Source organism: Dorea sp. MB18-49 (genome assembly GCF_023669465.1).
GTDB classification, from domain to species: domain Bacteria; phylum Bacillota; class Clostridia; order Lachnospirales; family Lachnospiraceae; genus Dorea_A; species Dorea_A longicatena.
Window position 1 is genome coordinate 1 of record NZ_JAMOYX010000060.1, and the last position, 14,134, is coordinate 14,134.

The 14,134-nt window shown below is 41.0% G+C and carries 15 protein-coding genes and 1 tRNA gene; 12 read left to right on the top strand and 4 right to left on the bottom strand.

The genetic code is table 11. From position 1 onward, the window contains the following. The first annotated feature begins 290 nt into the window (after positions 1-290). The 6 genes from NCY30_RS13435 to NCY30_RS13460 all read left to right on the top strand — a co-directional run bounded on the left by NCY30_RS13435 (position 291) and on the right by NCY30_RS13460 (position 3,522). A tRNA-Trp gene (locus tag NCY30_RS13435) sits at positions 291-361 on the top strand. Between the two features lie 235 nt (positions 362-596). Continuing rightward, on the top strand, positions 597-1,121 hold the full coding sequence (locus NCY30_RS13440) for a hypothetical protein (protein ID WP_006428994.1): 525 nt from the start codon (positions 597-599) through the stop codon (positions 1,119-1,121). An 87-nt stretch (positions 1,122-1,208) separates the two neighbouring features. Next, positions 1,209-1,712, top strand: coding sequence for an NUDIX hydrolase (locus NCY30_RS13445; protein ID WP_006428993.1), 504 nt, complete (start codon positions 1,209-1,211; stop codon positions 1,710-1,712). Positions 1,713-1,739: 27 nt separating this feature from the next. Further along, positions 1,740-2,219: an HD domain-containing protein gene (locus tag NCY30_RS13450; protein ID WP_006428992.1), complete on the top strand. Its 480-nt coding sequence runs from the start codon at positions 1,740-1,742 to the stop codon at positions 2,217-2,219. Positions 2,220-2,340: 121 nt separating this feature from the next. Next, positions 2,341-3,117 (top strand): tRNA threonylcarbamoyladenosine dehydratase, encoded by a 777-nt coding sequence (locus NCY30_RS13455; RefSeq protein ID WP_044920788.1) that lies wholly within the window; start codon positions 2,341-2,343, stop codon positions 3,115-3,117. Positions 3,118-3,201: 84 nt separating this feature from the next. Beyond that, on the top strand, positions 3,202-3,522 hold the full coding sequence (locus NCY30_RS13460) for a DUF6465 family protein (protein ID WP_022415329.1): 321 nt from the start codon (positions 3,202-3,204) through the stop codon (positions 3,520-3,522). Positions 3,523-3,647: 125 nt separating this feature from the next. Here NCY30_RS13460 and NCY30_RS13465 read toward each other — a convergent pair whose 3' ends face one another. Beyond that, positions 3,648-3,992 carry a hypothetical protein gene (locus NCY30_RS13465; RefSeq protein ID WP_006428988.1) on the bottom strand — a complete coding sequence of 115 codons (345 nt, stop codon included), beginning with the start codon at positions 3,990-3,992 and terminating at the stop codon, positions 3,648-3,650. Between the two features lie 212 nt (positions 3,993-4,204). Between NCY30_RS13465 and NCY30_RS13470 the strand changes: the two genes are divergently transcribed. The 5 genes from NCY30_RS13470 to NCY30_RS13490 all read left to right on the top strand — a co-directional run bounded on the left by NCY30_RS13470 (position 4,205) and on the right by NCY30_RS13490 (position 10,536). Next, positions 4,205-5,080 (top strand): DMT family transporter, encoded by an 876-nt coding sequence (locus NCY30_RS13470; protein WP_044920826.1) that lies wholly within the window; start codon positions 4,205-4,207, stop codon positions 5,078-5,080. A gap of 15 nt (positions 5,081-5,095) precedes the next feature. Then, on the top strand, positions 5,096-5,542 hold the full coding sequence (gene dtd / locus NCY30_RS13475) for a D-aminoacyl-tRNA deacylase (protein ID WP_006428986.1): 447 nt from the start codon (positions 5,096-5,098) through the stop codon (positions 5,540-5,542). 186 nt (positions 5,543-5,728) lie between these two features. Further along, complete coding sequence (locus tag NCY30_RS13480; protein WP_250818806.1) at positions 5,729-6,226, top strand: MarR family winged helix-turn-helix transcriptional regulator; 498 nt, start codon at positions 5,729-5,731, stop codon at positions 6,224-6,226. 46 nt (positions 6,227-6,272) lie between these two features. After that, positions 6,273-8,720, top strand: coding sequence for an ABC transporter ATP-binding protein (locus NCY30_RS13485; protein ID WP_250818807.1), 2,448 nt, complete (start codon positions 6,273-6,275; stop codon positions 8,718-8,720). Position 8,721: 1 nt separating this feature from the next. Continuing rightward, complete coding sequence (locus NCY30_RS13490) at positions 8,722-10,536, top strand: ABC transporter ATP-binding protein (RefSeq protein ID WP_006428983.1); 1,815 nt, start codon at positions 8,722-8,724, stop codon at positions 10,534-10,536. Positions 10,537-11,012: 476 nt separating this feature from the next. On the opposite strand, the gene NCY30_RS13495 is transcribed toward NCY30_RS13490, so the two are convergent. After that, entirely contained in the window at positions 11,013-11,270 is a 258-nt protein-coding gene (locus NCY30_RS13495) for a spore coat protein (protein WP_044920823.1), read from the bottom strand. A 15-nt stretch (positions 11,271-11,285) separates the two neighbouring features. Further along, positions 11,286-11,468, bottom strand: a complete 183-nt coding sequence (locus NCY30_RS13500) for a hypothetical protein (RefSeq protein ID WP_006428981.1) — start codon at positions 11,466-11,468, stop codon at positions 11,286-11,288. Between the two features lie 281 nt (positions 11,469-11,749). On the opposite strand from NCY30_RS13500, the gene NCY30_RS13505 reads away from it, so the two are divergent. Beyond that, positions 11,750-12,712, top strand: coding sequence for a dipeptidase (locus NCY30_RS13505; protein WP_250818808.1), 963 nt, complete (start codon positions 11,750-11,752; stop codon positions 12,710-12,712). Between the two features lie 55 nt (positions 12,713-12,767). On the opposite strand, the gene NCY30_RS13510 is transcribed toward NCY30_RS13505, so the two are convergent. After that, positions 12,768-13,994 (bottom strand): argininosuccinate synthase, encoded by a 1,227-nt coding sequence (locus NCY30_RS13510; protein ID WP_006428979.1) that lies wholly within the window; start codon positions 13,992-13,994, stop codon positions 12,768-12,770. Positions 13,995-14,134 lie beyond the last annotated feature (140 nt).

The following is a 14,134-nucleotide window of genomic DNA, read 5'->3' on the forward strand; positions in this document are numbered from 1 at the left end:
TTACTTTTTCTACTGGTTCTATCTTACTCTTTCTGAACATGAAAATACCCCCATATAGGACTTTTATATTTCATTGTCCTATATGAGGGTAGCATACCAAAAGAGAGCCGGGAGGTCTTCTTTTGCTATGTATTTATAAGAAAGAAGCTGCCAGTGACTGGTTCTGTAGATACGAAAAAACAGAAATTTTGCAAAAAAATAAAAAAATTGAAAAATTCTGTTGACAGATGTATGATTAATATGGTATAAATAATGAGTGCTCAGCGATGATGTACAACAAAACAGAATATAGGGGATTGGTCAAGTGGTATGATAGGGGTCTCCAAAACCTTTGGCGGGAGTTCGATTCTCTCATCCCCTGCTCCTATGAAAGAGCGGAAAAGCCTTAATTTATAAGGTTTTCTGCTCTTTTTGCGTTATAAAAATAAATTTTAGATATCGACCATAATATAAATCGGCATGCGTTCGAAAGAAGCTGTCGGTGACGTGCTCTGGGTAAATACTTCGGCTTTGCAATCGGATAAAAATAATGTTATAATATTCATAGTGATTTGAGCTGAGGATATGACGAATCTATCGTAAGGAGGACATGGAGGATGAAAGAAAAGATAATACAAGGTGGAATTGTAAATGGAGAGAAGATGCTGGTATGTCCAACTTGGGAAGATGAATTTCAAAAAGCAATTCACAAGACCGGAGGCTGCTTCCGGATTAGCATGGATTATTCGGCTGTAGATGTTTCCTGGTGGAAAGAACTGGAAAAGATTGCCGGAAAGTATGGCTATACATTGGATTCCGAATCGCTGGAAATCATTCAGGAATATGTACAGAAGTATAAAAAGTATGAAAATCATTTCTGGGAATATGGAAAGAAGATTATTACATTCGAACAGTTCAGCAGGATGTTGAGTAAAAAAGCCGGTATACAGCCGAAAGAGGCAAAGGAATATGTTGTTGCAAATCTTCAGAATCTGGAACATAAGGAGATTTTGGAGGCGTTGTTATTTTCACTGCAGCTTATCAAGTCTGAGAAGGGACTGGAAGGAACTCAGTGGACAAAGCCAACCTGCGATTTTATAAAAAAAGAATTTGAAAAGATGATTGTGAACGAGGAATATTAAGACATTAAAAAGTGGGGAGTCGGGAATACTGGTTTTCCACTTGTTTTATATCGCCATGTGTTCGTAAGAAGGAGAAATAATAAAAAGATGGAATTATGGGATATTTACGATGAGAACAAGGAACGTACAGGACGTACAATGAAACATAATGACTGGAATATGAAGCCGGGGGAATTCCACCTGACGGTTCTTGGAGTATTAATGAGACCGGATGGAAAATATCTGATCACCCGAAGGAGAATGGATAAAGAATGGGCAGCAGGATGGTGGGAAGTGCCTGGAGGCGGTGTACGCGCCGGAGAAGATTCGAAAGATGCAGTGATCCGTGAGATTAAAGAAGAGACGGGAATTGATGTAACGAATGCAGAAGGAGGATATGCATTTTCTTATAAGAGAGTGAATCCGGAAGAGAAAAATAATTATTTTGTGGATATTTATAAATTTGTGCTGGAGTTTGATGAATCAGATGTAAAGACACAGGAAGAAGAAGTGTCTGGCTTTGCGATTGCGGATTTGAATGAGATTAAGAGATATGCTGATGAAGGAATTTTTCTTCATTATGACAGTATCAGACAGGCGTTCGAAGAATAATTATATGGAGAGTAAGGGGCTGACTGTATGAATGATGAGGACCGGATTCTGGAAGACATCAAAGAAATACTGAAAGAACTGGATGAACAGGGGCGTATGAAATATACACAGAGATATATGCAGCACAGTGATATATCCGTGTATAAGCATTGTATCAGTGTAGCGTACACAAGTGTGGAGCTTGCAGAAAGATTTTCCCTAAATGTAAATAGAAAAGAGCTGATCAGAGGTGCGCTCTTGCATGATTATTTTTTGTATGACTGGCATGAAAAAAATGCGGGACACAGATTTCACGGTTTTATCCATGCAGGACGTGCGCTTCAAAATGCAAAAAATGATTTTGAACTGACCAGACGGGAAGAAAACATCATTTCGCGGCATATGTTTCCTCTTAATATCGTTCCACCAATGTGTAAAGAAGCCTGGCTGGTATGTCTGGCAGATAAGATCTGTGCATCGAAAGAGACCATCGTCAGAAGAATTCATATAAGAAGATATAAGAAATAAGTTGACTTACTATATATCCTACTACTATAATAGGGATTGCGCTGTGAAACGGTGCGAAGAGTGAATGATAAGTCAAGAATACGGACAGAAAAAAATATAAAGTATGAGTGGAGGAAAAGCTATGTTAAATCAGTTTTCCAGAACGCAGCTTCTTTTAGGAGCTGATAATATGGACAGACTTTCGAATGCAAAGGTTGCAGTTTTTGGAATCGGCGGTGTTGGTGGATATGTTGTAGAAGCACTTGCAAGAAGCGGTGTCGGTTCGTTTGTATTGGTAGATGATGACAAAGTATGTCTGACGAATATTAACCGTCAGATTATTGCAACAAGGAAGACGGTTGGAAAATATAAAGTAGATGTGATGAAAGAAAGAATCCTTGAGATTAATCCGGACGCAGATGTAGAAGTAAGGAAATGCTTTTATCTTCCTGAGAATGCACATGAATTCCCGTTTGAAGAATACTCTTACGTGGTAGATGCAGTAGATACGGTAACGGCAAAGATTGAGATCATTATGCGTGCAAAAGCCGCAGAAATTCCGGTTATCAGTTGTATGGGAGCCGGTAATAAACTGGATGCATCGGCATTTCAGGTGGCAGATATCTATAAGACGAAGATGTGTCCGCTTGCAAAGGTTATGCGAAGAGAATTAAAGGCACGTGGCGTAAAGAAACTGAAAGTTGTATATTCAGAAGAAAAGCCGGTACGTCCGCTGGAAGATATGAGTATCAGCTGCAGACAGCACTGTGTATGTCCTCCGGGAACGGACAGAAAATGTACCGAAAGAAGAGACATCCCGGGAAGCATTGCATTTGTTCCGTCGGTTGCAGGACTGATTCTTGCAGGGGAAGTGGTAAAGGATCTGACAATTAACCAATATGGACGCGGGGACGAATAAAAACGGATATCTTTTGACATTTTTCGCAAATGCTTTATAATAGAGAAGGTAATGTTCTATTTGTAGATTGAGGAGGTTATCAATATGAAAAAAAATAGAAGAAACAACTCAAGACCGGCAGCAATCGCAACTGCAAAAGACACAACTAAGGCAATCGAGACAAGAGCAGGTGTATTGAAAGAGGCAGAAGACGTGAAGAAAGAAGCAAAGACAAGCTTTTATCTTCAGTATATGGGTAAAGAGATCAGTACAGAAGAGATTACAAAAAAAGTGCATGAAGTATGGACAAAAGAGTATGGTAAGAGTGTGGAAGAAATCAAAACTCTGAATGTATATCTGAAACCAGAAGAAGCTGCAGCTTATTATGTAATAAATGAAGAGACAACAGGCAAAGTTACTATTTAGTGATTTGCCGGATTGACTGTGAACAAAAATAAGAGGAGCGTTTCCGTGTGTATGGAAATGCTCCTCTTATTTTTGTACCACTATATTGCAAAAAAGAACACAGGCAGTCGGTTGAAAAGAAGAATTTAGCCGCAATAACGGGTAATATCTTCTTCAAGATGATCAATCTGTTCCGTGAGATTGTGAAGCTGTTCATCCGAAAGAGATTCCAAAATCGCTTTCATATCTGCAGCAATTTTAGAAGGATTATACGGTACTTCTAATGCGAAATCACTGTAAGCACGGAGCTTTTGAAAATAAGTATTTGTTTCAGGTTCTTCTTTTCCGGCGCGGCACATCTGATACATGGTGACACAATCAGTGGCAGCCTGGTCGGTGCATTCCTTGCAGATCCATTTTCCAAGATAATAATAATTGTTCCCGATCTGATAAAGAAAGCCCGGAAGCTTTAAGATTCGTTCTGATAACATAGTGAAGTCCTCCTTTTCTTATCTATTAGTATCCCGTTGTTTGATACAAAAGTCAAGTGGGATTCTGGTATTAATATCATTATAAAAAGTAAAACAGATTCTTTGCAAATCACCGGAATGTATCGTATAATAAACAGCAGTATAAAAAATAGTGAAGGAAAGAATTCATGTAAATATATTTAGGACATGTATATATGGAGAGTGTGAATGATATGAGGATTAAGAATGGTTTAATGCTGCTTCTTACAGCTTTTATCTGGGGAACAGCATTTGTAGCACAGAGTGTGGGGATGGATTATCTGGAACCGTTTACATTTAATGGAGTAAGAAGCCTGATTGGAGGAGCGGCACTTTTGCCATGTATCTGGATCTTGCAGAAATTAAATGGAAGATCGAAAGATACAGGCACGAAAAAGGATCTGCTCACGGGCGGATTGGCCTGTGGTGTGTTACTGTTTGCGGCAAGCAGTCTTCAGCAGATCGGTATTAAATATACGACAGCGGGAAAGGCCGGATTTATCACCGCTTTTTATATCGTGATCGTTCCGGTGATGGGAGTTTTTCTTCATAAAAAGATAGGCTGGAAGATATGGCTGGCAGTAGTGCTGGCGGTTGCGGGACTTTATTTCCTGTGTATTACAGAGTCGTTTTCTGTTGGCAAAGGAGATATTCTGGTATTTTTATGCGCACTTGTATTTGCGGTACATATCCTGGTGATCGATCATTTTGCACCTAAGGTAGATGGTGTGAAGATGTCGTGTATACAATTCTTTGTCTGCGGAATTTTGTCCGTGCCATTTATGTTTGCATTGGAGACACCAAAGATAACAGCTGTAATGACTGCATGGATGCCAATTTTATATGCCGGGGTATTATCTTGTGGAGTTGCTTATACACTACAGATACTGGGACAGAAAAATGTAAATCCGGCGGTGGCATCACTGCTTTTAAGTCTGGAATCGTGTTTTTCTGTACTGGCCGGCTGGATTGTGCTGGGAGAAAGACTGTCAATAAGGGAAATGTCGGGATGTATATTGATGTTTGCTGCAATTATCCTGGCACAGGTTCCTGAAAAGAAAAAGAGATAAAAGGGAGAAAATCAGATGCGTTTTGTAATTCAAAGAGTAACAGAAAGTAGTGTAAAAGTAGATGGCGAAGTGATAGGCAAGATCGGGAAAGGATTCATGGTCCTGATCGGAGTTGCGGATTCGGATACAAAAGACACAGCAGATAAGATGTTAAAGAAGATGTTAGGACTTCGCATTTTTGAAGATGAGAATGGAAAGACGAATCTTTCGCTGGATCAGGTAGGAGGAGAGTTGCTTCTGATTTCTCAGTTTACTCTGTATGCGAACTGTAAGAAGGGAAACCGGCCAAGTTTTATAGAAGCAGGGAAACCGGATATGGCGGAGAAGATGTATGAATATATCATCAGTAGGTGTAAGGAACAAGTAACGGTAGTTGAACGGGGAAAATTTGGCGCAGATATGAAAGTAAGTCTTGTAAATGACGGTCCGTTTACCATTGTACTTGATTCAGAAAAGTTATAATCAAAGGGCAGAAGAATCTTCAGGGACAAAAGTTGTTCCGGAGATTCTTTTTTAGTTATATAACTAATTAAATATTTGTTAAAATGACGGAATGATTATTAAATAAATATAAAAACATTGACATTACTGGTGAAAATGACTAATATAATCGTTAGACATCTAATTAATTGGGAGAGGAGAAATAATATGCACAAAGAGATGGAATCATCTGTGTTCTTTTCGATATTCCAATTGATGCAGTTCATGAAATATCAGGGAATGAAAAGAATGGAAGAACTGGACATCAAGCCGAGTCAGGCAGGAATATTATTTTCACTGAAATGCTGGGGAGAACAGTCACAGAGACAGCTCGCACAAAGAGTTGGGATTACTCCACCGTCTATGACAGTCGCACTTCGCAAGATGGAAGAAAAAGGTTATGTAAGCCGTAAGACGGATGAGAAGGATCAGAGGATTACAAGGATACAGCTTGCTCCGAAAGGGGAAGAATGTATAGATGGAATACGCCGTGTCCTTACAGAGATGGAAGAAATAATCTATCAGGGGATATCAAGAGAAGAGGTACTTCTGATGAAGCGTCTGCTTACAGAGATGAAGAATAATCTTCTGGAGTCTAAGGATTTCAAAGGAGTGGATATGCAGACCATTATGGAAAAAACACATCCTTCTATGAAACATATGTAGGAACTGTTTTGATATAAATAGGACAGAAAGGAAAGGCATAAAAGATATGGGAAAATTATTAAAATTTCTGAAACCGTATGCAGGTGCGGTTGTAGCGATTATCTGTATACTTGTCGTGCAGGCATATTGTGACCTGTCATTGCCGACATATACCTCGGATATTGTGAATGTCGGTATCCAGCAGGGGGGTATCGATGAGACCGTACCGGATACGATTTCTAAAAAAGATCTGAACCATTTGTTACTTCTGGTTCCGTCGGATAAGCAGGAGCTTGTAAAGAATGCTTATACGAAATCAACGAAGAAATACGACTATAAGGGAACCGTTATGGAATTAAAATCTTCTGTAAAAGAAGATGATAAAAAGATGGAGAAGCTCTCCGATATCCTCGGAAAGCCGATGCTTCTGGCGGCAGGATTTGACTCCGGCAGTGACATGACACAAAGAATCGAAGACCAGATGCGTACAAATATGAAGAAACAGGTTGAAGCAAAACAGGCTGAGGCCAAGGCGCAGATGGAAAAAGCACAGAAAGAGGCAGAAGATAAGATTAATGCACAGTTTGCAGATGCACTGGCGGCGGCCCAGACACCGGAGGCGAAGGCCCAGGTGCAGGCCCAGATGCAGGCAGCGGCACAACAGGTACAGACTCAGATGCAGGAAGCACAAAAGAAGGCAGCAGCGCAGATGTCAGAAGTTCCGGATTTTGACAAGATGGATATCTATGATATGTTGAACTTCATGGGAGCAGAAGGCAGAGACGCGCTGATCAAACAGATGAATAAAAAGATGAATTCCATGCAGGATTCAATCATTGAACAGGCAGCCTCCACCTATATCAAAGATGCTTACACACATGTAGGAATCGATACCGATCAGATCGAAACCAGTTATATCTTACACACAGGGGCCAAGATGCTGGCACTTGCATTCCTTGGAATGGCGGCAAGTATTATGGTCGGACTATTAGCATCTCGTGTCGGAGCCGGTGTCGGACGCGGACTTCGTGAGAATGTATTCCGTAAGGTTGTCGGATTTTCCAATGCAGAGTTTGACAAATTCTCTACGGCATCACTGATCACAAGAAGTACGAATGATATCCAGCAGATCCAGCTGTTGATTGTGATGATCCTCCGAATGGTTCTGTATGCACCAATTATGGCAATCGGAGGAATCTGGAAGGTCTTCCACACGAATGTCAGCATGTCATGGATCATCGGACTTGCGGTTGCAATCATTGTAGTCATCGTAGGATTTTTATTCTTTGTAGTTATGCCGAAGTTCAAACTGATCCAGAATCAGGTCGACAGACTGAATCTTGTCAGTCGTGAAATCTTAACAGGACTTTCGGTTATCCGTGCATTCGGCACACAAAAGCATGAGGAAGAGCGGTTTGATGATGCGAACAAAGCACTGACGAAGACAAACCTTTTCGTAAACCGTGCGATGACGTTTATGATGCCGCTTATGATGTTCGTAATGAACAGTATTACGCTGCTGATCGTATGGGTAGGCGGTCACAGTATCAACGACGGTGTAATGCAGGTTGGAGATATGATGGCGTTTATCCAGTATACAATGCAGATCATCATGGCATTCTTAATGATCTGTATGATTTCGGTTATGCTTCCAAGAGCAGCAGTATCTGCAAGCCGTATTGATGAAGTACTGACAAGTGAGACAATGATCCATGATCCGAAGCAGCCGTCACGTATTCCGGAAGAAGGAAAAGGAAAGGTCGTATTCGATCATGTATCCTTCCGTTATCCGGGAGCAGAAGAAGATGTACTGCATGATATTTCCTTTACGGCAGAGCCGGGAAAGACCACGGCATTTATCGGAAGTACCGGATGTGGTAAGTCTACGCTGGTAAACCTGATCCCGAGATTTTATGATGTTACAGATGGTAAGATCACGATCGACGGAAAAGATGTCAGAGATGTATCACAGCATGAACTGCGTGAAAAACTGGGATATGTACCGCAGAAAGCTGTACTGTTCTCCGGTGATATTGCTTCGAATATTTTATATGGCAACCCGGATGGAAGTGAAGCTGAGATGATTGAAGCAGCAACAATCGCACAGGCAACAGAATTCATTGATCAGAAGAAGAAAAAATATAAGAGCCCGATCTCACAGGGAGGAGCCAATGTATCCGGTGGTCAGAAGCAGAGACTTTCGATTGCAAGAGCAATTGCAAAACATCCGGATGTATATATATTCGATGATAGTTTTTCGGCACTGGATTATAAGACAGATGCAATACTCCGTGCAGAGCTGAAGGAGAAGACAGCGGAAAGTACTGTTATGATCGTTGCGCAGAGGATCAGTACGATCCTTCATGCAGATCAGATCATTGTACTGGAAGATGGTCAGATCGTCGGAAAGGGTACACATAAAGAATTACTGAAGAACTGCGAAGCATATTATCAGATTGCTTCTTCACAGTTATCAGAAAAAGAATTAGAAGAAGATCTTAAGGAGGTGGAATAATATGCCAAGAGGTAGAGGACGTGGACCACAGATGTCAAATGAAAAGGCAAAAGATTTTAAAGGCACAATGAAAAAGCTGATGGCATATTTGAGCGCATATAAGATTGGAATATTCTTTGTAATCGTATTTGCTATCGGAAGTACGATATTCAATATTGTAGGACCGAAGATTCTTGGAAAGGCAACGACTGAGATATTTAAAGGACTGGTCAGAAAAGTATCTGGAGGATCCGGAATAGATTTTGACAAGATCGCGCATATCGTACTGACGCTGTTATGCCTGTATCTGACAAGTGCGGTATTCTCCTTTGTACAGGGGTACATTATGACGGGTGTGTCACAGAAGCTGACGTACCGTCTGAGAAAAGAAATCTCTGAGAAGATCAACCGTCTGCCGATGAACTATTTTGATAAGCAGACACATGGTGAAGTATTATCGCGTATTACCAACGATGTAGATACCTTAAGTCAGAGTCTGAACCAGAGTGCGACGCAGGTGATCACATCGACGACAACGATCATCGGTGTATTGATCATGATGCTCAGTATCAGCCCGCTGATGACCGTGGTAGCACTCCTGATCCTTCCGGTTTCAATGGGACTGATCTCAGTGATCGTGAAACGTTCACAGAAATATTTCATGAGTCAGCAGGAATATCTGGGTCATGTAAACGGACAAGTGGAAGAAATCTATGGCGGTCATAATATCATCAAAGCATTTAATAAAGAAGAGGATGTAATTGCAACATTCAAGCGTGACAATGATATTCTGTATACATCGGCATGGAAATCGCAGTTCCTGTCAGGAATGATGATGCCGATCATGCAGTTCGTCGGAAATCTCGGATATGTCGGTGAGGTTATCCTCGGCGGTTACCTTGCGATGAAAGGTACGATCCAGGTTGGAGATATCCAGTCATTTATTCAGTATGTAAGAAGTTTTACGATGCCGATCCAGCAGGTTGCACAGGTGGCCAATATGTTACAGTCTACAGCGGCAGCTTCCGAGCGTGTGTTTGAATTCCTTGAGGAGAAGGAAGAAGACCAGACGGTAGAGAATCCGGTATGTATCGATAAACTGGAAGGAAGCGTAAGCTTCGACCATGTACATTTCGGATATAATCCGGATCACACAATCATCAATGACTTCAGTGTGGATGTAAAACCAGGACAGAAGGTTGCAATCGTAGGACCGACCGGTGCCGGAAAGACGACGATGATCAAATTATTAATGCGTTTCTATGATGTTGGAAGTGGTTCGATCAAAGTAGATGGACATGATGTCCGCGACTTTAACCGTGATGACTTAAGAAAAATGTTCGGAATGGTATTACAGGATACCTGGCTGTTCAAGGGAAGCATCGAAGATAATATCCGTTATGGACGACTGGATGCAACGCATGAAGAGGTTGTGGAGGCCGCAAAGGCAGCACGTGCACACCGCTTTATAAAGACGCTTCCGGGTGGTTATCAGATGGAGTTAAATGAAGAAGCAAGTAACGTATCACAGGGACAGAAACAGCTCCTGACGATCGCAAGAGCCATGCTGGCAGATCCGAAGATTCTGATTCTTGATGAGGCGACAAGTTCGGTAGATACAAGAACCGAGATCCAGATCCAGAAGGCGATGGATCAGCTGATGAAAGGAAGAACAAGTTTCGTAATTGCACACCGGCTGTCTACGATTCGTGATGCGGATGTGATCCTTGTTATGAAAGACGGGGATATTGTAGAGCAGGGAAATCATGAGGAATTATTAGCACAAAATGGATTCTATGCAGAACTGTATAATTCACAATTTGAGAGAAGTGCATAAGGATATTTACAGATAGAGAAGTCCATGCTAAAAGAAATAAGGCGCTGCCCGAAGAATATCGGGTGCGCCTTTTGTTGTGTGCATTGACATATGCGGAAGGGGATTCATTTGATGCGCTGCCTTTTGTTATTTTACGTATATAGAGGGTGTAAAATAATGAAATATTATTATTGTGTAGCCATTCTTACGTAAAATATATAAGTAAAATAAGAAAGGAGAGGCATGAATCGTTTTAAGAAATGCTATGTAGGAAAAGCTGCCACTTGACAGTTTTCTTACAAAATCCGATGAATATTTAAAGTAATTAAATTATATCACTCGCGGTAAGAAAAGTATAGTATAATAAACGAATAAAAAGAAACGCAACAAAATGTTGCATGCCGGAACAAAAGAAATGTCCCGGCGTGCATTTTAGATACCAAAGTATGCAAGAGAAGTTGCCAGTGGCAAGTTCTCTGTATTGCGTGCGTTCGATACTAATGTGTGGAAATTCCGGCAAGAATGTTTTTTACATGTGAGATTTCCTGATCGGTAGCTTTGGCGGCAGGAACATAATAACTTTTTTCGCGGGCAATCTGATAAAGTTTTTCCTGGGACATTTCACAGTCATTACGTATTTGTTTCAGTTTCTGCTTCAATTCTTTGTTTTCCGTCTGGGAAATCATTTCTCCGTAACGTACAAGTTCTCCGTTGACACCGGCAAGGGCATCGCTTACCATCGTTTTTTCATCCAGCATAGATAGTTCCTCCTATAAAAATTTCATCAGATCCTGTCGGTTCTTCATAGCACTGTCTGCAGCATCCTGAAACAGCTTGCGGATTTCAGGATCTTTGGCTTCTGAGGCATAGTCCTGCATTTTGCACTGGCTGGTTTCAAATCCGCCAATTAAATGACGCAGGTTCTGAAGATCAAGTATTGAAATTTCTGACATAGTACACGTTCCTCCTTTTTATTATTATATATCTGTGAAGAACTGTCAGTGGCAGGTTCTTTGCAGCGCCGGGCGTTTGAAAGAAGCTGCGAGCGGCAAGTTCTGTAGATATGACATATACAGTATGTGCAATAGACGCAGATTATATATATGGAAATGTATAGAAAAAACTATCAGTTAAAGCGACAAAAACTATGGAAAATGTCGTATACTGATAACAGATGATTTACATAATGTGATTTGTGTAATAAAACGAATAAACAAAAGGGGATAAAAACAACATGAGAATAATTGATATGCACTGTGATACTTTGTGGAAATTGATCGATTTGGATGGCCAGGGAGATTTGATGAAGAATGATTGCCATATCAATATTCCATCTATGAAAAAAGCGGGAACCGTCGTGCAGCTTTTTGCCTGTTTTACGAAGGCGGCTGATTATAAGAAGAAAGGAGGATATGATGCGGCATTCGTTCATGTACAGGATATGGTGCGATATTTAAGGCAGCAGCAGGAGAGGTACAGTGAAGATCTGGCACTGGCATATTCGTGGAATGATGTAGACAGGAATGATTTCGCAGGACGGATCTCTGCGATTATGACTGTGGAAGAAGGGGGAATTTTAAACGGTCATATGGAGCGGCTGGAAGAGCTGTATCAACATGGGATCAGGCTTATGACACCGGTATGGAATTATGAAAACTGCATCGGATATCCAAACAGCAGAAAGAAATCTGTAATGTGGAAGGGGTTAAAACCTTTTGGAAAAGAAGTGATAGAAAGAATGGGAGAACTGGGAATGATCATAGATGTATCCCATGCATCGGATGGAACATTCCGGGATATAATGGCAATCGCAAAAGGAACGGTGATTGCGTCTCATTCTAATTGCAGGGAGATTGCAAAGCATCCGAGAAATCTGACAGATGAGATGATCTGGCAGCTTGCAGATGCAGGTGGTATTGCGGGACTTAATCTGTATGGTCCGTTCCTTGGAAGAGAGAAAGAATCCAGGATTGAAGATATGACAGCTCATATATTACATATGTTAAATAAAGGGGGCAGTGATTTCCCGGCAATTGGAACTGATTTTGACGGTTTCGGGGAGATGGAAGTAATGGAAATTAGACATCCGGATGAGATGGAGAAGCTGTGGGAAATATTGAAGCAAAAAGGAGTAAAGGAGTCACAGCTTGATAAGATCTGGTATCGGAATGCGATGAGAGTTTTGAAAAGTATTTAAATATAAAGCAGGGACGGTTATCCGCCCCTGTTTTATTCAATCGCATAGTATGTATTTATTTTTGATTTTTATTTACATTCTGCAGCTTCATTGCACGAACTTTCAGAGGAAGTCCGAACAGGTTGATGAATCCGCTTGCATCATGATGATCATAGAGATCACCTGTTGTAAAGCTTGCAAGTGATTCACTGTACAGAGAATATGGAGAAGTTGTTCCTGCTTTTGTGATGGTTCCTTTGTAAAGTTTGAATTTGACTTCACCAGTTACATATTCCTGTGTGCTTTCAACGAAAGCCTGGATTGCCTCACGGAGCGGAGTGAACCATTTTCCTTCGTATACGAGCTGAGCAAGCTTGTCAGACATTTCTTTCTTTACTTCTGCTGTAGCACGGTCAAGGATCAGTTCCTCTAACTGCTGGTGTGCAGCATACAGGATTGTTCCACCAGGTGTCTCATATACACCACGTGATTTCATACCAACAACACGGTTTTCAACAATGTCAATGATACCGATACCATGTTTTCCGCCAAGTTCATTCAATTTGCGGATGATATCAGATACCTTCATCTCTTCGCCGTTGATACTCTTTGGAATACCCTTTTCAAATGTCATTGTGACATATTCGGCTTTGTCCGGAGCTTTTTCCGGAGTTGTTGACATTACAAGAAGGTCATCGTAGTTTGGCTCGTTGGAAGGATCCTCAAGTTCCAGACCTTCGTGGCTGATATGCCATAAGTTACGGTCACGGCTGTAGCTGTGTTTTGCATCGAATGGAAGGTCGATTCCGTGTGCTTTACAGTAATCAATCTCGTCTTCACGTGACTGCATAGTCCAGAGATCTGTCATTCTCCAAGGAGCGATGATCTTGATATCCGGAGCAAGTGCTGTGATACCAAGTTCAAAACGGATCTGGTCGTTACCTTTACCGGTAGCACCGTGGCAGATTGCAACAGCATTTTCTTTACGTGCAATCTCTACCAGACGTTTTGCAATTGCAGGACGAGCCATAGAAGTTCCCAGAAGATATTCATCTTCGTATACGGCATGTGCCTGAACGCAAGGTACGATGTAATTGTCGGCAAAATCATCTACGATATCTTCAATATATAATTTGGCTGCACCGGAAAGTTTGGCTCTTTCTTCCAGTCCATCCAGTTCTTCGCCCTGTCCGCAGTCGATACAGCAGCAGATAACATCATAGTTAAATGTTTCCTTCAGCCATGGGATAATTGCTGTGGTGTCAAGACCACCTGAGTACGCTAATACAACTTTTTCTTTCATCTTATATATCCTCCTACATGAAATATAGTTTTATCAATCGATTTAAAATAATCTTCTCGTATGCAGTCTTAAAAGTCAAGTCTTTCTTTTATAAAGAACATTTTTGACTGCAAGGAATACTATACACCTGATTTTATAAT

Coding starts and splice junctions, on each gene's coding strand:
- NCY30_RS13440 (WP_006428994.1), top strand. CDS start 597: ATGAAAGAAAAGATAATACAAGGTGGAATTGTAAATGGAGAGAAGATG.
- NCY30_RS13445 (WP_006428993.1), top strand. CDS start 1,209: ATGGAATTATGGGATATTTACGATGAGAACAAGGAACGTACAGGACGT.
- NCY30_RS13450 (WP_006428992.1), top strand. CDS start 1,740: ATGAATGATGAGGACCGGATTCTGGAAGACATCAAAGAAATACTGAAA.
- NCY30_RS13455 (WP_044920788.1), top strand. CDS start 2,341: ATGTTAAATCAGTTTTCCAGAACGCAGCTTCTTTTAGGAGCTGATAAT.
- NCY30_RS13460 (WP_022415329.1), top strand. CDS start 3,202: ATGAAAAAAAATAGAAGAAACAACTCAAGACCGGCAGCAATCGCAACT.
- NCY30_RS13465 (WP_006428988.1), bottom strand. CDS start 3,992: ATGTTATCAGAACGAATCTTAAAGCTTCCGGGCTTTCTTTATCAGATC.
- NCY30_RS13470 (WP_044920826.1), top strand. CDS start 4,205: ATGAGGATTAAGAATGGTTTAATGCTGCTTCTTACAGCTTTTATCTGG.
- dtd (WP_006428986.1), top strand. CDS start 5,096: ATGCGTTTTGTAATTCAAAGAGTAACAGAAAGTAGTGTAAAAGTAGAT.
- NCY30_RS13480 (WP_250818806.1), top strand. CDS start 5,729: ATGCACAAAGAGATGGAATCATCTGTGTTCTTTTCGATATTCCAATTG.
- NCY30_RS13485 (WP_250818807.1), top strand. CDS start 6,273: ATGGGAAAATTATTAAAATTTCTGAAACCGTATGCAGGTGCGGTTGTA.
- NCY30_RS13490 (WP_006428983.1), top strand. CDS start 8,722: ATGCCAAGAGGTAGAGGACGTGGACCACAGATGTCAAATGAAAAGGCA.
- NCY30_RS13500 (WP_006428981.1), bottom strand. CDS start 11,468: ATGTCAGAAATTTCAATACTTGATCTTCAGAACCTGCGTCATTTAATT.
- NCY30_RS13505 (WP_250818808.1), top strand. CDS start 11,750: ATGAGAATAATTGATATGCACTGTGATACTTTGTGGAAATTGATCGAT.
- NCY30_RS13510 (WP_006428979.1), bottom strand. CDS start 13,994: ATGAAAGAAAAAGTTGTATTAGCGTACTCAGGTGGTCTTGACACCACA.